This window comes from Planctomycetia bacterium, from assembly GCA_021413845.1.
Classification (GTDB): domain Bacteria; phylum Planctomycetota; class Planctomycetia; order Pirellulales; family PNKZ01; genus PNKZ01.
Genome location: JAIOPP010000038.1, coordinates 1 through 20333, shown reverse-complemented (window position 1 = coordinate 20333; position 20333 = coordinate 1). Strand labels below are relative to the sequence as shown.

The following is a 20333-nucleotide window of genomic DNA, read 5'->3' as shown; positions in this document are numbered from 1 at the left end:
CGATCGATAAAATTTCACGCGCGGTTTCCCAACAGCAGCCGCGCTCCGAAGCTTCGCGGCAGATCAGGCACCAGCAATCGCTCCGGCCGTCCGATGCGCGTAAGCACTCCCTCGGCCGCAAGCCGGCCGCTGCGCACGGCTCCTTCCATCGTCGCCGGCCAGCCGACGTCGGTCCAATCGCCGGCGACGAACAAGCCCGGCACGGCGGTCGTCTGCCGGGGGCGGATCGCGTCGATGCCGGGCCGCGTCGAGAAGACCGCGTCGCGCTCCGTGACGATCTTCGAACGCAGCAACTGCGCCGCGGCCGCCGCAGGGAACGCGCGCCGCAACTCGCCGACGATCCGCTCGATCGCCGCGCGCTTGTCCATGGCGTCTAAGTCGTACGAAGCGCTGACGACGACCTGATAATAGAACTCGCCGGGCGTCGGGCTCGCGCCGGCGAAGAGCCACTGGCTGAGCGTGCCGATGAGCACGGCATGCGGCAGGTCGGTGAGCGGGCGATCGAACCAGAGATGCACGCCCGAGATCGGCGCACCGGCGATCGAGCGCCACTCGGCCGCCGCATCGCGAAGCTCCACGAAGCCGCCGAGCAACTCGGCCGCTTTCCGCCACGGGACCGCGACGATCACCTGATCGACCGTGCGCCGCACGTCGTCGTCCAGTTGCAACTCGAAGCGGCCGTCGCCCTGCGCACGCACGCCGCGAATCGGCACGCTGGCGTGAATTTGCACGCCCCGGCTGCGCAACTTCGCCGTTCCATGCTCGCCGTAGATTTCGCTGAGCGGCAAAGTCGGCACGTCGATGCGGTAGCCGCCGCGGTTCGTCATCAAGCCGTCGACGAAAACCTTGCGCGCGTATTTTAGCGAAGCTCGCTCGATCGATTCGCCGAGCGCACTGACGAGCACCGGCGTCCAAAAGAGTTCGATCGCGCGTGGCGATTGATGTTGCGCTGCGAGCCAAGCCCCGATCGTCGGCCCGTCGTGCTCGTCGCTCGCGCGGGTGCGTGCCAACGAGAGCATCGCTCGGGCCACGCCGAACCGCTCGCGCCACGAAAGGTAGCCGCTGCGCAACAGCGCCGGCAACAAATGCGCCGGCGCGGGGAGCCAAGGGCTTGCCGCAAGATCGTAGCGCCGGCCGTCGGGCGTGAAGAAATGGAGTCGAGCGTCGCGACGAAAGAAGCGATCCAATTCCAGGTCGCGGCAAAAGTCGGCGAGGTTCGTGCAACACGCCATGCCGACATGCTGACAGAAGTCGACCGAGCGGCCGCTTTCGGGTTCGCGCCACGAAGTCGCTCGTCCTCCGAGTTGACGCCGCGCTTCGTAAACTTCGACACGCAGCCCGCGCTCGGAGAGAGCGGCAGCGGCTGCCAAGCCGGCGAGCCCGCCGCCGACGATCGCGATCGATGGCGACTGTTCCGAGTTGCTGCGATCGGTTCGTTCTGCGCTTGTGGGTGGCGCGCTCATGAGCTCGTCCGAAACGGCAGCAGCTTCGGCCACATCCGGCGCAGCGCGAGCGCCGCTTTATACCACGCCGGCAAACGCACGCGGCTGGTGAAGACATCGTAATTGCGACGGCGCATCTTCAACAGGAGCGCATGATAGATATCGAACATCGCAGCGTAGATGCTCTTCCCGTCGCGGCTTAGAAACGGGAGCAGAGCCCGCGCATCGCGGTAATACGCCTCGGCCCGTTCGGAGACTTCGTGCACCAGCGCACGCCGTCGCTCGGCCGCTTGTGCGTCTTCAAGTTTCGTCGCCGCTAGTTGCGCAGGGGTGAGGTCGTAGCGGGCGAGGTCTTCGAGCGGGAGATAGGTTCGGCCGAGGTTTGCGTCTTCGACGATGTCGCGCAAGATATTCGTCAGTTGAAACGCGAGGCCGCAGCGCCGTGCCGCTTCATACGCGGCCGGTTGCGGATCGAACCCCCAAACATGAATGCAAGCCAGTCCGACGACCGAGGCGACTTGATAACAGTACGCTTCGAGTTCGGCGAAGGTCGCGAAGCCGGTCCGATCGAGATCGCTTTCGACCCCTTCGATCGCGATCTCGAAATACTCGGCCGGGATGCGAAAGCGGCGGGCCGAGTCGATCAGCGCCGGCAGCAACGGGTCTGCGAATTCTTCTCCCTGCGCAAGGTCGGCCGACCACGCTCGACGCAGCGCGGCCCGCCACGAATTCAGCGCGGCCCGTTTCTCCTCGACGCTGCCTTGGTCGTCGCCTAGATCGTCGGTGCGGCGAAAGAAAGCGTAGAGCGCGCACATCGCCCGCTGCTTCTCCGGCGGCAAGACCCAGAAGGCGTAATAAAAGTTGCGCGCGGCGCGGCGGGCCAGTTCGCGGCAGAGGCGATAACTCTCGTCGAGCGAAACGTGTCGGGTGCCGATCGTCGAAGGGGCGCTCATGCCTTGCTCCCGCCGAAGCGATTGCGCCATAAGCAACCGACGAGCAACTGCAACTGATCGAGCTTCGAGACTTTCGGGCGGCGAGAGACGACGTCGTAGTCGAGCCGGCGGATCTTCGCGAGAATCTTCAAGCCCCCTTGCGCGAAGAGCCACACATCGCCGGCGAGTGCGCGGGGCATCCGGTCGACGAGCGGCAGCCCGCGCTGCAGCCACGCTTCGGCCCGCTCGACCTCGAACTTCAAGAGCGCTCGAAGGTTCATGCTCGCCGGAGAATGCGTCAGCTCTTGTTCCACGACGCCGAAGCGAACTAGATCTTCTTGCGGAAGATACACGCGCCCGATCGCGAAGTCGCGCGTCACGTCTTGCCAAAAGTTCGCGAGCTGCAGGCCGGTGCAGATCGAGTCGCTTAGCGCGGCCCGCTCGTCGTCGCATGCGCGACCGAGGTAGAGCACCAAGCGCCCGACCGGATCGGCGGAGTTCTTGCAGTAACCGACGAGCTCGTCGAACGTCTCGTAGCGCGTTCGGCGTTGGTCTTGTCGAAAGGCGACGAGTAGATCGAGAAACGGGTCGGGCGGAATCTCGAATTCGCGAATCGTTGCGGCGAGCGCCACGAACACCGGATGCCGCGCTTCGCCCGCGTAGCACGCACGCAATTCCTCTTCCCACCATGCGAGTAGCGCCAAGCTGCGCTCGGGATCGCCGACTTCGTCGGACAAGTCGTCGGCCCAGCGGCAGTAGGCGTAGATGTGGTAGACATGCCGACGAAGTTCGCGCGGCAAGAGCCGGCCGACGACCGAAAAGTTTTCGTAGTGCGACGTCGCCAAGCGTCGGCAATACTCGCTCGCTTCGGCCGGCGCCGGCACGCCGGCCGTCCCGCCGGGGCCGTATGTCGCAAGCTGCTCGACGATGGGAACTGCCGGCATGGGGGAAGAGAAAGAGTGGTCGGTGGTCAGTGGTCGGGGATCAGTTGAAAATGCGGAGAAAATCCCCGTTCAACCGTCGCCGCCGGCGGTTTCGCGAGACGAACTCTTCAGCGCTGCCCTGTCACGGCCCCGTCGCTTCGCCTAGTCCCTCGGGCACGAAGCCACTATGATAACCGTAGGCGCGGCGTTCACCAATCGTCCGCGTCGGCGAGCCTCGTCGCCGTTCGTTTCCGCTACTTGGGCATTCGAGATTTCGTCGCTATGAAGATTCTTCTGGCTAGTCCGCGCGGCTTCTGCGCCGGCGTGAACATGGCGATCGAAAGCCTCGACCTCGCGATTCGCTTGTTCGGCACTCCGGTCTACGTGTACCACGAAATCGTGCACAACAAGTACGTCGTCGAGACGTTCAAGGCCAAGGGAGCCGTGTTCGTCGATCATCTGCAGGAAGTGCCCGAGGGTTCGCATTTGTTGTACTCGGCGCACGGTGTGTCGCCCGAGGTTCGCGAACAGGCTGAGTTGCGCAAGCTGCACACGATCGACGCCACCTGTCCGCTGGTGACGAAGGTGCATTTAGAAGCGATCAAATACGCGAAGCTCGGCTACACGATCATTCTCATCGGCCACGAAGGACACGACGAAGTGATCGGCACGATGGGCGAGGCTCCCGAGTCGATGCTGTTGGTCGAAACTCCCGAGGAGGTCGACACGCTCGTCGTACCGGATGAACGGAAGCTCGCGTATCTCACGCAGACCACGCTGAGCGTCGACGACGCGAACCGAATTATTTCTCGGTTGCGCGAGCGCTTTCCGCACATCGACAACCCGCCGAAAGACGACATCTGCTACGCCACGCAGAATCGACAGGAAGCGGTGCGCATCACGTCGGCCGAAGCGGAGATCGTGCTGGTGCTCGGCAGCCAGAACAGCTCGAACAGTCAACGGCTCGCCGAGCTCGCGCGCGAAAGCGGCCGGAAGGCGTACCTGATCGACGGCGCGGCCGATATCGATCTGGCCTGGTTCCGAGGCGACGAGACGGTGCTCGTCACGGCCGGAGCGAGTGCGCCGGAGCTCGTCGTCGACGATTGCTTGGAATACCTGAAGCGAAAGTTCGGCGCCACGGTCGAGCTGCGCATGGTCCGCGAGGAAGAGGTGTACTTCCCGTTGCCGCGCGAACTGCGCCGCGCCGGCAGCGAGCGCCAGGAGCCGAGCACGCTCTTCGCGGCAGCCCAGCGAGAATCGTAATCGAGTCTGCCGTCGCTACCGAAATCTAGCTCTGAATGTAGCTCTTCAGATAATGGTTCTCGACCACCGCCATGTGGTGATGGGCTTTCACGACGTCGCCGATCGAGATCATCCCTTTCAGCTCGTCGCCGTCCATGACCGGCAAGTGGCGGATGCGATGTTCGGTCATCAGGCCCATCGTGTCGTCGATCGAGTCGAGCGGCGAGCCGACGACTAAATCTTTCGACATCGCTTCGCCGACCTTGCGCGCGGCGAGCGAATCGCAGCCGGCGACGCAGGCCTTGAGAATGTCGCGCTCCGTGATGATGCCGAGTACCCGACCGAGATGCACGCCGAGATCCTCGCGCACGACGAGCGAGCCGATATTGAACTCGACCAGCTTAGCGACGACTTCGGCGAGCGAAGCGCCGGGCGTGGTGCAGTGAACGGCCGAACCTTTGACGCGCAAGATATCCATGAGTTTCACGGCAACGTCTCCGATAGCGAGAAGAGATTTCTTCGGCCCTGCACGGGACAGGTTGGGCGAACGCCCGAAAGTTCGACGAGAGCGAGTTCGACTTGAGAATGGCGCGAATCGACCATCCGCTTGAACTCTACTGCCGTCCGCCCTGCGACGTCAAAGAAATTCCGACTCGTTTCGGAAAACGGTATTCGTGAAATCGTTCACGGAGTCGCGCTCGATGCGATCGCTATTCATGCAGTCGCAAGCTATTCGATCTCTAACGCTTCGGTAGTTCCGCCGCGCTGATGTCGCGGAACGATAGATCCGTCGTCGGGTCGTGGCCTTGAATGATGAACGTGCCCGGCTCGATGCGCAGCCCTTTGCGCGGGTTCGCGTCCGCCGGGCGTGCGTCGGTCCAATCGCTGACTTGCACGCCGTTCACCCAGCCGGCCATGTGCGGGCCCGAGGCGATGAGGGTCATGTGGGTCCAAGCGAAGTCGTCGCTCACGACCATTCGCGCGTCTTGCCGGCGAAAGATGCCGCCGGTGCCGCAATCGAGCGGCTTCGTCCGGTCGCCGTCTTTGTAGCCGTTTTGCACTTGGAACTCGTAGCCGTTCATCGTCTCGCCGGGAATGCTCCGGAAGAAGACGCCGGAGTTGAGATGCTTGCCGTTGGAGAAGACCTCGAACTGGAGGGTGAAGTCGGCGAACTGAGCGTCGCTTTCGAGCTGACCCCTGCCGTTCTTCACGTTGATCGCTCCTTCCGGCGTCACGCTATACACGCTCTTCAGCTCGGGCCCTTCCTTCACTTTCCAGCCGGCGAGGTCTTTGCCGTTGAAGAGGCTCTTGAGGCCGAGCGGCTTGAGCTTGATGTTGCGAAAGGCGACTTCGCCCGAGTTGAGTTGCAGCCCGATGCGGCCTCGGCCGACCGGCGTGGGGTCGGTGTAATCGAGAACCGTTTCGCCGTCGATCTTGATGACGAAATGCCCGCCGACCGCCGAGACGTCGTACGTGCGCCACTCGGTCGCGGCGATATACTTCGTCGCCTTCACGCGGCCGACGAACCCGCCATTGGAGAACGGGCTCACTTCCGGCGCGGCGATGTTGAGCTCGTAGCAATCGGTCTTCGCATCGGTCGGCTTGAGCGGCGTGCGCAGGAAGATGCCGGAGTTGGTCTTCTCCGGAGCTTTGAAGTCGCACTTGAACTCGTAGTCGCCGAAGTCGCTCGTCGTGCAGAGGAGGCCCGGCTTACCGGTGGCGACCGTGATCGTGCCGTCGACGACCTTCCAATCGGCCTCGCTCGCAGGCTCCCAACCGTAGAGCGTGTTGCCGTCGAAGAGCGAAAGCCAACCGGCGTCGATCTCGGCGGAAGTGAGCTTGCTGCCGGTCCAGGGGGTGGAAGGTGTTGCAGTGGAAGCGGCACTCGGCGTCGAAGTCGATGATGCGGAAAGTGTAGGTGCGGAAGCGGTAGGTGCTGCAGCAATCGGAGTGGTTGCCGTCGGCGTTGCGACCACGACACTAGAAGATCCGGTCGCTGCTGAAGTCGCTGAGCCGGAAGTCTTCGGTGCCGTCGGCGGGTTGCAGCCGAGCAACGTCGCCGCGAGGGACGCGATGCCGAACCAGTGAGCGAACGAAAAGCAGCGGAGCGTTGCGGACATGGTGACGAGCCTCGGTGGGGCGTGTGCGACGGACGAACGGCCGTGAAGTCGGCCATCTTAGCCGACGCCGCCGGCCGCGCGTAGCATACGCGAAATCCTTGTCCCACGCGGAGAAGGTGGCCGAAGGCCGGATGAGGGGCGCTGTTCAATCTTACTGCGATCCGTACTCAGCTGCGGAGTTGACCCTCAACCGTCGGCTGCGCCGCCACCTTCTCTCCGAGGGCGAAGAATTGAGGATACTGTGCCGACGACGAGCGTTGCGGCCAGTGAGCAGGGTTGGACCCAGGTGAAGCTGGGGGATTGCGCCAGGCCGAAGAGTTCTTGGCCGAATGCTAGGCCGATGCTGACGGCGAGCCCGACGAGGCCGGCGGTCGTGGCGCCTGCGTTGCCGCACCGCTTCACGAAGATGCCGAGGAAGAACAGGCCGCCGAGAGGGCCGGTGAAGCAATTAAAGCTCCGGCCCATCATGTCGATGATGTTCCGATCGCGGGTCAGCACGTCGAGCCCGTAAGCGGCGGCGGTGACGAACAGGCCGAGCAGCAGCGTCGAGAGCTTCACGCCGGCTAAGCTCTTCTCGCTATCGGGCGCGCGGTCGGGATGGGCCCGATTCCATTCGACGGACAAGACCGACGAGGCGGAGTTGATGCCGGAGTCGATGCTCGACATCGCGGCGGCGAGCATCGCCGCCAGCCAAGCACCGGCCAAGCCTGCCGGCAGCCGGCGCAAGGCGAAGAGCGGAAAGATCATGTCGGCTTCCTTGCCGGTCGGCAGCACCCCTTCCGGTCGCGCTTGCGGATAGTAATAAAAGTAGAGCGCGAGGCCGACGACGAGCAGCAGCAAGTTGATCGACACTCCCGTGAGCGAGCCGACGACGAAGCTGCGGCGAGCCGCGGTGAGCGAACCGGCCGAGAAGTAGCGTTGCACAGTCATTTGGTTGCTGACGTGCGTGCAAACGTGCCACACGAACATGCTCGCGGCGACGGTAAGAATCGTCGATCGTGTGAAAGGGTCGACGCTGAACCACTCGAGTTGCTTCGTCGCATGGCGCTGGACGACGAGCGCGTACCAATCGGCCGGCGTGCTCGACGTTTGCACTGCGACATAGATGAGCGTCATCAGCGCGCCGCCGAGCATGAGCACCACCTGCACGACATCGGTCCAAATCACGGCGCGCAAGCCGCCGGCAACGGTGTACAAAGTCGCCACGACTCCGACCACGGCCACGACGAGCATCAGATTCAAACCGGAAGCGACGGCCAAGATGCGGCTCGAAACGAGGACGATGAAGCCCATCCACGAAATCGCCAGCCACATAAACAGGACGATGCCGAGCCACTTCGTCGCCGCGCCGAAGCGATCGCCGAGGTATTCGTAGGCCGAGGTGTAGCGCAGCTTCGTCAGGAACGGGATCAGCACCAGCCAGACGAGCGCCATCTCGAACGGAATCGCGAGCATCTTGCCGAGCATGTTCGTGATGCCCGACTTCCAGACCTCGCCCGGCTCCGAGACGTAGGTGAGGCTCGACATGAGCGTGGCGATGATGCTCAGGCCGATCGCGAACCAGGGGATGCGCCGGCTCGCCAAAAAGTATTCGTCGCTCGTGTTCTGCGTGCGCGAGAAATACGCTCCGAGCCAAAGCATGCCGACGAGATAGCCGACGACGACGGCGTAGTCGAGAACGTGCAGCGCAAGAAGAGGGCTATAGAAGGAAATCACAAAAGACAAATCTCAAAAGACAAACAAATTTCAAATAGCAAATCACAAACGCAAACGCCGGAGGGAGCGCTGACGTGGCGCTCAACTCCGGCGTCTGAATCACTGATCACTGATCACCGGCCACTGGCCACCGACCACTCCTACTTCTTTTCCACCGCTTCACATGCGGCTAGGAACAATTCCGCGATCTTGATCTTGCGGCTCTTGTCTTGGTCGTCGCCGATCGTGCGGAGCACGATCAGGTCCAGGCTCGGCACGATGAGCATGCTGTTGTCCGAGCGGCCGAGTGCGGCATAGGCGTCCTTCGGCACGCCGGGCCACTTCTTACCCGTCGTGTTGTTCCACCACAGGTAGCCGTACTCCGGGTTCATCGCTTGCGAAGAGCCGGTCGCTTCCTTCACCCAGGCAGCCGGCACGACTTGCTCGTCCTTCCATTTTCCTTCGCGCAGGAACAGCAGGCCGAACTTCGCCAAGCCGCGGGCCGTGATATGCAGCCCGCTATAGGGGATCGTGTGGTCTTCGCGCGTGTCCCATTTCCAATCGCTCTCGCCGATGCCGATCTTCGAGAACACTTTTTCCTTCAAGACCTGATCGACTTCCTTGCCGGTCGCCTTCTTCATGACCGGCGAAAGCAACGCGAGCCCGGTGTTGTTGTAGTTCCAATGCTTGCCCGGCTCGTGATCCATCGGCGCTTCGAACAACGAATAGCTGAAGAGCTTCGGCATCTGGCCGATGCCGCTGTTGTTGTGCAGCCCGGTGTCCATGCTGATGATCTGGCGCACGGTGACGTTCTTCTTCCCTTCGGGCTTCACGTCGGGAAGCAACTCGCCGACCTTCGTGTCGAGCGAGAGCTTGCCGTCGGCGATGGCGAGGCCGGCCGCGGTCGAAGCAAACGACTTGGTCGTGCTGTACACGATCAGCTTCGTATCGGCCGAGGCGCCGTCGAAGTACCACTCGCCGACGATCTTGCCGCCCCGCACCAGGAGCCCGGTCTTGGCACCGCTCGCCTTGAGCCACTCGCCGACCTTCGCCACTCCGGCGGCGCTCATGCCCGCCTCTTCCGGCTTCGCGGTCTGCCACTCGGGGACCGGCCAAGCCAGTTCGGCGGCTCGAAGCTCGGACACGCCGGCGACGACCGAACCGACGACGAAGGCGGCGAGCGCGAAAACCTTCATCAAACGAGAGGTGAACTGGCCAGGCGTGAGCGAGCAAGACATAAGGTGGGCTCCATGATAGGTGGGCATCGCGAGAGCCAAGTTAGACCGCCGCTCCGGCAGACGCAAGCGGCGGCGGACGGAGCCGATCGGCTCGAAGCGACCGGCACTCAGCCCCTACACGAAGAGCTCAAGCAGACCGGTTAGGAATCGACCGATGTTGAGATCGAAAAAAGAGCGGCACATCGCCGAGCGGGCGGAAGTGCCGTCAGGGATCGGAGCGGGCGGGCGAGAAGGTCGGGCCCGGACACGCCGAAAAAGAAGTCGGGAAGAGCTCCGAAAAATCTCGGGGCGAATGTTGCCCCGACTTGGCGGACGTCGCGAATTGACCACTCCGCAGGCACCGGCTGCCGTTCAAAAAGGCAACATGCCGGGCCGAGGCGGCCGAAAGCCGCCGAGGCTGACGGCCGACTACTTCGCCTTGTGCGGCGCACCGAACGCGCGGTTCCGGTTCTCGCCGAGGGTGTCGGAATTCGGAGCGGCCAAATGTTTCCACCGGGCCACGAGAGCCGAAAGCTGCACATTCATCCACAAGCCGAACACTTCGTAGTCGTCGGCCGAGGCGACATCCAACGGCAGAGCGTTCGCCGTCGGGGCCTTGGAAGAGTCGGGCGGGAAGGATTCTTTGGGGAACATGGCTGCCTCCTCGATGCGTGCGGGCAAAGTCTTTCGGGCTGCTGCAACTTACTAAGCGAATTCCGTGCCTAAATGTTTCTCGCTATCCGATACTACGTTAGATGCCGCTGGTCGGTTCAGGTTCACGCTAAAAGTCGGAAATATCACCGGAATAGGAAAACCGCCTCGGAATCGTTCTTACCGGTTCCCTTTCGCCCACTGGGAACCCGCCGAAACGAAAACAGCCCGCCGACCGATCGAAGGTTCGATCGGTCGGCGGGCTTGTGAACTTCAGCACGGATGCCGAACGCCTAGTCGTTACTTACGCGGAGCGTCGTCTTTTTTCGGGGCGTCGTCCTTGCTGGGAGCGTCGTCTTTCTTGACCCGCTCTTCTTTCTTGCCCGACTCGTCTTTTCCGGCGTCCTTCTTGCGCTCTTCGCGCTTCTCGCCATCTTTGGCGCCGTCTTTAGCGTCGCCGTCGCGAGTCGGTTTCCGACCGTCGAATTTGCCTTCGGAGTTCTTGTCGATGCTCTTCCGATCTTCGGGCTTCTTATCAATGTTCTTATCGTTCTTATCGATAGTCTTTCGATCCTCGGTCTTTCGGTCTTCCATCTTCTTCCCTTCGACGCCTCGCTCCTTCGGGCGATCGCCTTCCGTCTTGCCGCCGCCCAAGCGTCGGCCGGCTTCGCGCATCTCGCCCGGATCGATTCCGCCGTCGCCGTTTTGATCGATTTTGCTGAAGTTGTCGCGGACCTTTTCCGGAACTTCTTCCTTGCTGAGCTTGCCGTTGCCGTCTTTATCGGCGGCTTTGAAGCGTTCGTCGGAGTCCTTCATGATCGCCTCGCGACGTTCGCCGCTCGGCTCGCCATCCGGCTTACGTTCACCGGGGCCACGTTCACCATCCGGCTTACGACGTTCGCCCGGGCCGCCTTCGCGCGGCGGGCCGGCGTCGCCTCGTCCGGCGCCGGCGAAAGCCTGCCGGAGTTCGGTTTCGTCGACGAAGCCGTCTTTGTTCGCATCGATCCGCTCGAAGTGTTCCTTCATCCGGTCGGGGGCTTCTTCCTTGCTGAGCTTGCCGTCGCCGTTCGCATCGCGGCTCTTGAGGATATCGCCCGGCCCGGGGCGTGGCCCATCCGGCCCGACGCCGCGCGGTCCGCCTTCCATCGGCGGTTGCGGGGCGATTTCCTGGTGCGTTAACTTTCCGTCGCCGTTCTTATCGAGCTTGCGTAGCTCTGAGGAGGCCGCGGCGATCTCTTCGGCCGAAAGCTCGCCATCGCGGTTCGCATCGAGCGCGAGCAACACCGGCGAGCCCGGGAACGGCCGGCGTACTTCTCCTTCGCGGCCATCGCGCCGCGGGCCATCGCCTGGACCGGGCCCTGGTCCAGCTCCTGGGCCGGCATCGCGGCGGCTTTCTTCGCCGCGGCGGTTTTCTTGCACCAAGCCGGCGCTGAACTCGTCGAGCGTGAGCTTCCCGTCTTTGTCTTTGTCGTTCCCTTGCACTAAGCGCTCGAACAAGCGCCGGTGCTCTTCAGGTACATCTCCGACGGCAAGCTTGCCGTCGCCGTCGGCATCGAGCCGCTTGAACAACTCGGCGTGTTCGGGGCGCGGGGCCGATTGCCCTTCTCGCGTCGGCGGGGCATCTTTCGACCGGGCCGTGTCTTCGGCAAAGGCCGACGTCGTGCCGACCGCTAGGGCGGAAGCGGCCAAGAGTTTGTGTAGTAAACGGGACATTGCGATGCTCTCCGAGAAACGGGTGGGGAAGGAAGGCGTCGGCCGCTTCGGCTATGCATGCGGCAGGGGCCGAATGCCGCGACGCCGGCAGTGCAACAACATGAAACCTTGCAGAACCGTAAAAGTTTCGCTCGGTCGGAACGATTCCCGTAAAATTCCCCCCCAACTCTCCGCAGCCCCCCGTTGGCGCTCGGGTCGAGTGCCTGCCGTACGACCGCTCTTGTTGGGTTTTCCGAAGCGTGGCTATAATCCGCGGCCACAATTAGGGCTCCCTGCCGAACGTGCGATTTCAAGAGCACCGTTGCTCTCAGCGCATGCAGACCGGAAGCCTCCCGAAAAGTTTTCGTTGCGATACGAACAAGCCTTACAAGCGGAGCGTAGGAGTGAGTGTCGGAGGCAACGGGACACTTGGTGCGACCTCGACGATGAGGCAACCTAAGCCCGACGCCGCCGACGACTTGCTCATGCGATTTGCAACCTTCGGCACATTCGGAATCGTTGGCGAAAACTAAGGTTTCGTCACAAGACGCTTCGGAACAAGAAAGTTGGAATCGGGGTCGTGAGCCGGTCGATGAACAGGGCGGAGAGTTTTCGCGCCTGCCAGTCGAACGGACATGACTCACAGCGCTGCCGACGCAAGTCGGCGACCACAGAGTTCGGTTTGAGTAGCAGATCAGTCCGTTCGACGATGTTCTAAAACCCGCGCGACATTCATTCGACCTCCCCGCACGATTCTTCCGAGCGTTCGCGTTTGGAAACGACCTTCGTGCCGCGGCCCTGTACCTGGGGCCGTCGAGAGTTCGAACGAGCCACGGCGAACCTCGCCGAACGGAAGCCAGATTCCGTTCGAAATCTTTTCCGAGTGTTTTTAAGACGCCGGTCGTTTTCAGTTCCAGACAATATCGTCCGTTCCAGCAGAAACGTCGGTTCGCCCAGCGCGAAAGAGTGCGATACGTCTGACTCAGACGCGCACTTCGAGAACCTCGCAACGAGCGACGACCACTAGCAGGGGAGTAATGACATGCAGATTTACGGTGCCAACGGAGTTCACGGGGTTCAAAGCTTGAGCGCTCCGCATTCGCGCAAGATCGACGCGCCGCAGACCACCTCGAGCGCTCAGCCGCAAGACGAAGTTCAGATCTCGTCGGCCGCGAGCTTCATCGACCAAGTTCACCAAGTGCCCGACATCCGCCAAGATCGGGTTGCCGCGATCAAGGCCGCGATCGCCGACGGCACGTATGAGACCTCGGGCAAGCTCGACGCCGCCCTCAACGCCTTCCTCGACGAAATCGCCTAACCTAACGCAACAGGCGTTTCGCCGAGTCACAGCAGCTACGGGTTTGCGTCGGCCGGGATATTAAAAGCCCGGCGGGCATAAACCCACGAAAACAGCCCGGTTTCTCACCCACGACGGACCTGCCCCGTCGCGAGTTCGCCGGTTTGGTGTAGAATAAGGGAGCCGTGCTTTCGGGCCGGCTCCCTTTTTCGTTTTCGTCGCCGATTCTTTTCGTCAGCGCTCCGATCGGCCGGGGCATGCGACCAAAAGTATGAATCAAGATTATTCGCTCGTCACCGTCGAAGTCGCGCTCACGCCCGTGCAGCGGTTGGAAGAATATCTGCAAAGCCGCGGCAAACGGGTCACGCAGCAGCGCCGCATCATCGTCGAGCAAGTCTTCTCACGACACGAACATTTCGACGCCGACGATCTGCTCGCGCAATTGCAAACGCTCGTCGGCCCGAAGAAGGTCAGCCGGCCGACCGTGTACCGGACGCTGAGCGAGCTCGTCGAAGCCGGCCTGCTGCGCAAGATGACGCTCGGCGGTAGGGCCGTGTATGAACACGACTACGGCTACCCTCAACACGACCATCTGCACTGCACGAAGTGCGACAAACTGATCGAGTTTTCGAGCGACGAAGTGAAGCGCCTGCGCGACGCCGTGGGACGAGAACATCAGTTCCGCGTGACCGGCCACCGGCTGATCATCAGCGGCATCTGCCACGACTGCAGCCGAGCCCGCCGCGCAACCCGCCCGCACGACCTCATCTGATCCGGCTGGATCGGAGCGATGGTCGAAGCCGGAGGAGTTTTGCTTAGATCGAACTCTACGTCGGCGACGTCGCTCTTCCGACCTCTCAGTCGACTTCATGAACGTCGTCGAGGACGCCGTTGGGAATGCAGACCACGAGGACTTTGAGATCGCCCCACGCGCGGTGTTTCGTGCCGCGCGGAACGTAGACGACGACCCCTTCGTGAAGCTCGATCTCCGCGTCGTCCAGCGCCATGCGACCTTGGCCCGACAGGACGTAGTAGAACTCGTCCGTCCGCTTGTGATAATGCAGCTTCGCGTCGGTGATCTCCAAATGGTGAACTTCACCGGCGGCCCCGTCGGCGGCTTCGATCAACGGCCGAATAAGACCGCACGTCTCGATCCACGGTTTCACTTCGGAAAGTTCCCGCCTGACGTACCGAACGGCTGAGGTCATCGCTAGGCTCGCTGCAGCGAAGGTTCGAGGCACTGACTACTGACCCAACATAGCCGCCGGCCTCGCGACGACCAACTATTGCTTCCTTGTTTTCCGCGGAATCGATATCCGGCATGGGTAGGCCGCACTAGAATGGGTCGTTCGCCGTGCAGGGAGAGTAAGACGTCTAACCAATCGCTCCATTGACGCGGCGATATGCTGAATCCGCATTGAAACTTTACTTGCCGTGAAGTTATGCCTCACTCTCGTCACTTCCTACTTCTAGCGTTGTTCGTCGCAATCTCTTTTACTTCGGCGCGGGGAAGCGATCCGCAGACAGTCGCCGGCGACATGCTCCTTAAGGCCTTCGAGTCGCAAGGCTATGTCGGCCTTGAGCTCCAGCGGTTGAAGTCCGGCTATCTCAGCACGACCGTCGGGATCGGCGAATATCAACTGCACATGATGATCGAAGCCAGCCAAGCGGCGACGTCTCTTGATCGCATCCGAACGCAAGGTATCGGACTTTTATGGGAAGCCGACGGCGATCCCGCGCGCGCCGCCGTTAGAGCGGCAGACTCTTGTCTCATTGCCTCGATGCGGCTTACTCCGAGCACCTCGATACGGGTGCGCGCATGCCCTGAAGACCTGTCCGACATCAACAAGCACTTAGGAGAATTCGGCGATCCCCATCTCGATGGTGTGATCGGAGGGGACCTGCTTCGCTCGCGCGCCGCGATCATCGATTTCTCCCGTTTACGCCTGTATATCCAGCCGACCGGCGCGGTGCCGTCGCTTGCGAAAGGAGATGTAGTGCGCAACCGATTGGCTTTGAAAGGCTACGATTGCATTGACCTTGCGCGAGATCACCAGGGTTTTTTGACGCGAGCCGTGAAGGTCGACTCGATCGATTTGACTTTGCGTCTTTACACCGGTTCCCCTTCGACTTGGCTCGACGTCATCGGCACCAAGGCCAAAGGAATACGTTGGAAATCCGACGTCGACCCGGCCGTGCAGCGAGGTGAGGAATACGATTCTTGTCGAATCGAGTCGTTGAAGATCAACTCGTTCGCGACGAGCTCGATTCACGCGTGGCCCTACTATTGGTCCGGCGACACCACCTCCGCTAAAAAACCCGGCCAGGCATCCTTCGATGGCATGCTGGGGAACGACTTACTCGTCGCACATGGCGCATTGATCGACGTCGCGCGTCAGCGTCTCTTTTTGCGTCCACTCGCCGAAGACTAGAACACAGTTATCCCTAGCATTAGCCCATAAGCCAAGAGCGAAGTCTTGATCGGCGGGATCGAAAAGCGCGAGATCGTCGTCGTCGATTACGATCCGCGGTGGCCGGAGAAGTTTCGGTGGCACGCCGCGATTCTCGCGCAGGCCTTGGGGCGGCAGGCGCTGGTCGTCGAGCATGTCGGTTCCACCGCCGTGCCCGAGCTGGCCGCCAAGCCGATCATCGATATCGATGTCGTCGTCGAGGATTCCGCGAACGAGGCGGCTTACTTCCCGGCGTTGCTGGCCGTCGGGTATCTGCTGCGAGTTCGCGAACCTCAGTGGCACGAACACCGGATGTTTCGGACCCCGGAGCTCGACGTTCACATCCACGTCTTCTCCGCCGGCTGTGTCGAGGTGGCTCGGCACCTCGCGTTCCGGAACCGTCTCCGGACCCACGCCGAAGATCGGCTCCGTTATGAGGCGCTCAAGCGGAAGCTTGCGAAGGAAGACTGGCCCGACATGAACGCCTATGCGCGCGCCAAGAGCGAGCTTGTGGAGGAGATCGTGGCGCGAGCGTCGGCGGAAACTTCCGACGTAGCCTAGCCGAGCGCTCGAACGATACCGACTCCCGCTTCCAGGGTGCCGGGCCCGTCGATTTCCGTAGCCGTTCGCAAAGGCGTGCGGTACACTCTTGCTCGCTATTTCTTGTTCAGGCTGGAAACGAAGGGAACTCCCGATGAAGTCGTGGCAGCGAAGCGTGGTTTGCGGATTAGTGCTCGTTCTGGCGTCGGCGAACCTGTCTTCCGCCGAAGCCGCGCCGCGCACCTGGACGTCCGTCAACGGCACGACGATCGAGGCCGAGTTCGTCAGGATCAGTTCCCGCGGCGTGGTGACCTTGAAGTTGAAGACGGGCATGGACCAAGACGTGCCGCTGGGGCAATTCAGTCCCGCCGATCAGGTCTACCTGCGACGCGTCACGGCGGGGCAGCTCCCGCAGCCGCAAACGTCGGCGCCGCCGGCGGCGAACTTCTCGGCCGCCGCGGTTCCGCTGGAGCAAATGACGAGCGACCCGGAGCGGAACCACACGCCGCTGCCGGCGAAAGCTTCGGCAGCGATCCGCGCCGCGGAAGCCGGCGGTCAGACGATCGACGTCCGCTCGGAAAAAGCGAAGACGCAGTTCGACTTCTATCGCGACCTTCCCGCCGACGGCGGCGTGCTGATCGGCTTCGACATCACGGTCGCTCCTCCGCCGATGGCGAACGACGTGAGCCCGGTCGTTCGCGGCTTGTTTCCGATCTTTCTGACGTCGAAAGGGAAAGTGATCGGGGAGCGGCAAGGGTACGCCGGCGAGAAGAAGCTGCATCTCGAAGCGAAGCCGGGCTACGCCGTCGGGCGGATTCAAATGTGCGGCGGCTTGCGGATCCAAGCGCTCAAGCTGACTTACATGCGATTGACGACGCAGGGCTTAGACCCGAGCGACGCCTACGAGAGCCCCGTCTACGGCTCGGCGAGCGACGACCTCCTGCCGCCGGTCGGCGACGGCTCGCTGATCGTCGGCATTCACGGCATCGGCCGGCGGAGCGGCAACGTGTACTCGCTGGGGGTCGTCATTCTGCCGACGTCGCCTTAGGGGCGAAGGCCGCTCCGGTTTCTGGAAAAAACTTCGGCCGCGTTGTCGATTGGTGTCGATCTCGGCCCGGCTCGTTCGACTACATTCCATTATCGTGCGAGCGCTTGGCAAGAGTCGTACCGAGCGAGCGCGGCAACGCAGCGTCACTGGCAACACAGAGTCACCGGCCAAGCGGCATCGCAGGAGGAGTCGTATGAAATTCGTCTGTCTAGGGTTCATCGATCAGGCGAAGTTTGCCGAGCTTCCGCCGGCAGAAGGGCTGCGCATGATGGAAGAGTGCTTTGCCTACGACGATGAGCTGCGGCGAGGCGGGCATTTCCTTGGAGGCGAAGCGCTCGACTCCGCGACGAAAGCGGTGACGCTAAGCATGCAGGCCGGGAACGTTCAAGCCACGGATGGTCCGTTTACCGAGACCAAGGAAACACTCGGCGGCATCCTGCTGCTGGAAGCCCGCGACATGCACCACGCCATCGCGCTGATGTCGAAACATCCGGGCGTGAAGATGGGCCCCTTCGAGATCCGGCCTGCCAATGAAGCGATCAACCACTTGGTCGCCGCGCGCAGCGCCACCTTCGCGAAAGACGCCCCCTAAGCCGACGCTGGGCCGGCCATGTTCTTGGAGCAGGCATATCCTTGGCAAGCATCTCTCTAGGCAAGCCGGGTCGACGCTTCGGGTGCGCGAAGCTAGCTCGATCGCAAGCGGCGCTTCGAGCGCACCGGCGCGCGAGTGCCGGCACTCGCCTTGTTGGGCTGAATCCCCTTGTCGATCCGGGGACGGTTTCATAAGCTAATCGGTGCCCACGACCGAGCTCGTCGGGCCGGCGAATCAAGGATGAACGCCGACAACTACGAACGAAGGTAACCGGCATGGAACTTCGCCGCGGCATTCGTCTCGTGTCCATGGATGGACATCGAGTGGACTTCTCATCGTCGACCCTCACCATGGCCGAGCCCGAACATCAGCGGCTGGCCGCTCCCTTGCGACGAGCGATCTCGCGCACGCGTCAATGGCTGCTCGGTGAGCAAGCCGACGACGGCTCTTGGTGTGCCGAGCTCGAAGGCGACACGATCCTCGAGAGCGAGTACATCCTGCTCCTCGCCTTCCTCGGGAAGCACGACAGCGAGATCGCCCTGAAATGCGCTCGCTACATCCTCGAAAAACAAAACGCCGACGGCGGCTGGTCGCAGTATCCGGGCGGCAAGTTCGATATCAGTATCAGCGTGAAAGCCTACTTCGCGCTGAAGCTCACCGGCCACGAGCCGTCGAGCGCCGAGATGCAAAAGGCCCGCAAGGGAATCTTGCTCCACGGCGGTGCCGACGCCGTGAACAGCTTCACGCGGTTCTATCTCGCGCTGCTGGGGCAGATCTCCTACGATCAATGCCCGGCCGTGCCGCCGGAGATGATGCTGCTGCCGAAATGGTTCCCGATCAACATCTACGCCATGAGCGCTTGGAGCCGCACGATCGTCGTGCCGATGGCGATCATGTGGGCCTATCGCCCGGTCGCCGAACTCGACCCCGCGCTCGGCATTCGCGAACTGTTTCTCAAGCACCCTGCCGACTGGCCGGAGCTTCGCTGCCCAGGCCTCAAGGGGGGCAGCGGCATCTTTAGCTGGGATCGGTTCTTCCGCACCATCGACGGCGGGCTCAAGACGCTCGAGCGCTTGAACATCAAGCCCCTCCGAAAGAAGTCGTTGCAGAAGGCCCGGCGCTGGATGCTCGATCGCTTTACCGGCAGCGACGGCCTCGGCGCAATCTTTCCGCCGATGGTCTGGAGCATCATCGCGCTCCGGTGCCTCGACTACGCCGACGACTCGCCCGAGATGCGCTACTGCGTCGAACGGCTCGACGCGCTGTTGATCGAAGATAAAAAGACGGCTCACTTGCAGCCTTGCAAGTCGCCGGTGTGGGACACCTCGATCACGTTGCGAGCCTTGGCCGACGGCGGCCTACCGACCAACCACAGTGCGGTGCGACACGGCATCGAGTGGCTGCTCGATCGCCAGATCGATCGCCGCGGCGATTGGTGCGAAACGGTCGACGCTCCGGCCGGCGGCTGGTGTTTCGAATACGAAAACGATTACTATCCCGACGTCGACGACACGGCGATGGTATGCATGGCGCTCGCCGAGCAATATGCCCCGACCTCGACGGCCCTGCTGCCGCCGGAGCTCCGCGTGCTCGTCGAAGCCGGCGAAGGCCGACCCGCCGAGCGCGATGAAGAAGCCTCGCGCTTGCGTCGCACCACCTCCGCCTTGCAACGAGCCGAGCGCTGGATGCTCTCGATGCAGAACCAAGACGGCGGTTGGGGAGCGTTCGACCGCGACAACGACCTCGAACTCCTCTGCTACGTGCCGTTCGCCGACCACAACGCCATGATCGACCCCAGCACGCCCGACCTGACGGGCCGTGTGCTCGAAGCGCTCGGCACGCTCGGCCGGCGCATCGGCGATCCGGCGGTCGATCGCGCGCTCGCTTACTTACGCAAGACGCAAGAAGCCGACGGCAGCTGGTTCGGTCGGTGGGGCGTGAACTATATCTACGGCACCTGGCAAGTGCTCACCGGTTTGAAGGCCGTCGGCGTCGGACCGGAAGATCCGCTGATGATCTCCGGGGCGAATTGGCTCCTCTGCTGCCAACAACCGAGCGGCGCTTGGGGCGAGTCGTGCGACACGTACGACGACCCGCGCCTCCGCGGTTCCGGCAATGCGACCCCATCGCAAACCGCTTGGGCCGTGATGGGGCTCTTGGCCGCCGGCCTGCACGAACACGAAGCCGTCGCCCGCGGGGTCCGCTACCTCGTCGACACGCAAAAGACCGACGGCTCCTGGGACGAGGCCGACTTCACCGGCACCGGCTTCCCGCGCGTCTTCTATTTGAAATACCATTACTATCGCATCTACTTCCCGTTGATGGCGCTCGGCCGCTGGGCCGACGCGATCGGCGAACGCCTAGAAGCGATCGAAACCGCCACGATCAAGCTCGAACATCCGGTGGTGCTGTAACGCTGCGCGGGAAAACTAGAAACCGGAAACATGAAACCGGAAAAGAGAAGAGAAGCTTCTCCGGTCATGTTTTTCTAG

18 protein-coding genes are annotated in these 20333 nt (G+C 62.4%); 8 read left to right on the top strand and 10 right to left on the bottom strand.

What is annotated here, in order from left to right:
• Positions 1 to 14: 14 nt before the first annotated feature.
• Genes hpnE through hpnC form a run of 3 tightly spaced genes read right to left on the bottom strand, consistent with a single transcriptional unit; the run spans position 15 to position 3318 of the window.
• Positions 15 to 1463, bottom strand: a complete 1449-nt coding sequence (hpnE, locus tag K8U03_07930) for a hydroxysqualene dehydroxylase HpnE (protein ID MCE9604814.1) — start codon at positions 1461 to 1463, stop codon at positions 15 to 17.
• Positions 1460 to 2395 carry a squalene/phytoene synthase family protein gene (locus K8U03_07925; GenBank protein ID MCE9604813.1) on the bottom strand — a complete coding sequence of 312 codons (936 nt, stop codon included), beginning with the start codon at positions 2393 to 2395 and terminating at the stop codon, positions 1460 to 1462. The genes hpnE and K8U03_07925 overlap by 4 nt, the downstream gene beginning before the upstream one ends.
• On the bottom strand, positions 2392 to 3318 hold the full coding sequence (hpnC, locus tag K8U03_07920) for a squalene synthase HpnC (GenBank protein ID MCE9604812.1): 927 nt from the start codon (positions 3316 to 3318) through the stop codon (positions 2392 to 2394). Before hpnC ends, K8U03_07925 begins: the two co-directional genes overlap by 4 nt.
• Positions 3319 to 3579: 261 nt before the next feature.
• Between hpnC and ispH the strand changes: the two genes are divergently transcribed.
• On the top strand, positions 3580 to 4560 hold the full coding sequence (gene ispH, locus K8U03_07915; GenBank protein MCE9604811.1) for a 4-hydroxy-3-methylbut-2-enyl diphosphate reductase: 981 nt from the start codon (positions 3580 to 3582) through the stop codon (positions 4558 to 4560).
• A gap of 25 nt (positions 4561 to 4585) precedes the next feature.
• On the opposite strand, the gene K8U03_07910 is transcribed toward ispH, so the two are convergent.
• The 6 genes from K8U03_07910 to K8U03_07885 all read right to left on the bottom strand — a co-directional run bounded on the left by K8U03_07910 (position 4586) and on the right by K8U03_07885 (position 11935).
• Entirely contained in the window at positions 4586 to 5026 is a 441-nt protein-coding gene (locus K8U03_07910) for a CBS domain-containing protein (GenBank protein MCE9604810.1), read from the bottom strand.
• Positions 5027 to 5279: 253 nt separating this feature from the next.
• Complete coding sequence (locus K8U03_07905) at positions 5280 to 6659, bottom strand: DUF1080 domain-containing protein (GenBank protein MCE9604809.1); 1380 nt, start codon at positions 6657 to 6659, stop codon at positions 5280 to 5282.
• A gap of 186 nt (positions 6660 to 6845) precedes the next feature.
• Positions 6846 to 8375 carry a sodium/solute symporter gene (locus K8U03_07900; GenBank protein MCE9604808.1) on the bottom strand — a complete coding sequence of 510 codons (1530 nt, stop codon included), beginning with the start codon at positions 8373 to 8375 and terminating at the stop codon, positions 6846 to 6848.
• A 140-nt stretch (positions 8376 to 8515) separates the two neighbouring features.
• Positions 8516 to 9592 (bottom strand): beta-lactamase family protein, encoded by a 1077-nt coding sequence (locus tag K8U03_07895; protein MCE9604807.1) that lies wholly within the window; start codon positions 9590 to 9592, stop codon positions 8516 to 8518.
• A gap of 408 nt (positions 9593 to 10000) precedes the next feature.
• Entirely contained in the window at positions 10001 to 10225 is a 225-nt protein-coding gene (locus K8U03_07890; GenBank protein MCE9604806.1) for a hypothetical protein, read from the bottom strand.
• A 297-nt stretch (positions 10226 to 10522) separates the two neighbouring features.
• Positions 10523 to 11935 carry a hypothetical protein gene (locus K8U03_07885; protein ID MCE9604805.1) on the bottom strand — a complete coding sequence of 471 codons (1413 nt, stop codon included), beginning with the start codon at positions 11933 to 11935 and terminating at the stop codon, positions 10523 to 10525.
• A 1021-nt stretch (positions 11936 to 12956) separates the two neighbouring features.
• On the opposite strand from K8U03_07885, the gene flgM reads away from it, so the two are divergent.
• Positions 12957 to 13232: a flagellar biosynthesis anti-sigma factor FlgM gene (gene flgM / locus K8U03_07880; protein MCE9604804.1), complete on the top strand. Its 276-nt coding sequence runs from the start codon at positions 12957 to 12959 to the stop codon at positions 13230 to 13232.
• Positions 13233 to 13482: 250 nt separating this feature from the next.
• The gene (locus K8U03_07875) at positions 13483 to 13983 is read left to right on the top strand and encodes a transcriptional repressor (protein MCE9604803.1); all 501 of its coding nucleotides are present in this window, start codon (positions 13483 to 13485) and stop codon (positions 13981 to 13983) included.
• 85 nt (positions 13984 to 14068) lie between these two features.
• On the opposite strand, the gene K8U03_07870 is transcribed toward K8U03_07875, so the two are convergent.
• Entirely contained in the window at positions 14069 to 14419 is a 351-nt protein-coding gene (locus tag K8U03_07870) for a cupin domain-containing protein (protein ID MCE9604802.1), read from the bottom strand.
• 234 nt (positions 14420 to 14653) lie between these two features.
• Between K8U03_07870 and K8U03_07865 the strand changes: the two genes are divergently transcribed.
• The 5 genes from K8U03_07865 (at position 14654) to K8U03_07845 (ending at position 20255) form a co-directional block, all read left to right on the top strand.
• Positions 14654 to 15643, top strand: coding sequence for a hypothetical protein (locus K8U03_07865; GenBank protein MCE9604801.1), 990 nt, complete (start codon positions 14654 to 14656; stop codon positions 15641 to 15643).
• A gap of 45 nt (positions 15644 to 15688) precedes the next feature.
• On the top strand, positions 15689 to 16222 hold the full coding sequence (locus K8U03_07860) for a GrpB family protein (GenBank protein ID MCE9604800.1): 534 nt from the start codon (positions 15689 to 15691) through the stop codon (positions 16220 to 16222).
• 133 nt (positions 16223 to 16355) lie between these two features.
• The gene (locus tag K8U03_07855) at positions 16356 to 17249 is read left to right on the top strand and encodes a hypothetical protein (protein ID MCE9604799.1); all 894 of its coding nucleotides are present in this window, start codon (positions 16356 to 16358) and stop codon (positions 17247 to 17249) included.
• Positions 17250 to 17442: 193 nt separating this feature from the next.
• Entirely contained in the window at positions 17443 to 17841 is a 399-nt protein-coding gene (locus K8U03_07850; protein MCE9604798.1) for a YciI family protein, read from the top strand.
• 275 nt (positions 17842 to 18116) lie between these two features.
• A complete protein-coding gene (locus tag K8U03_07845) occupies positions 18117 to 20255 on the top strand; it encodes a terpene cyclase/mutase family protein (protein ID MCE9604797.1) in 2139 nt (712 codons plus the stop codon).
• Positions 20256 to 20333: the final 78 nt, after the last annotated feature.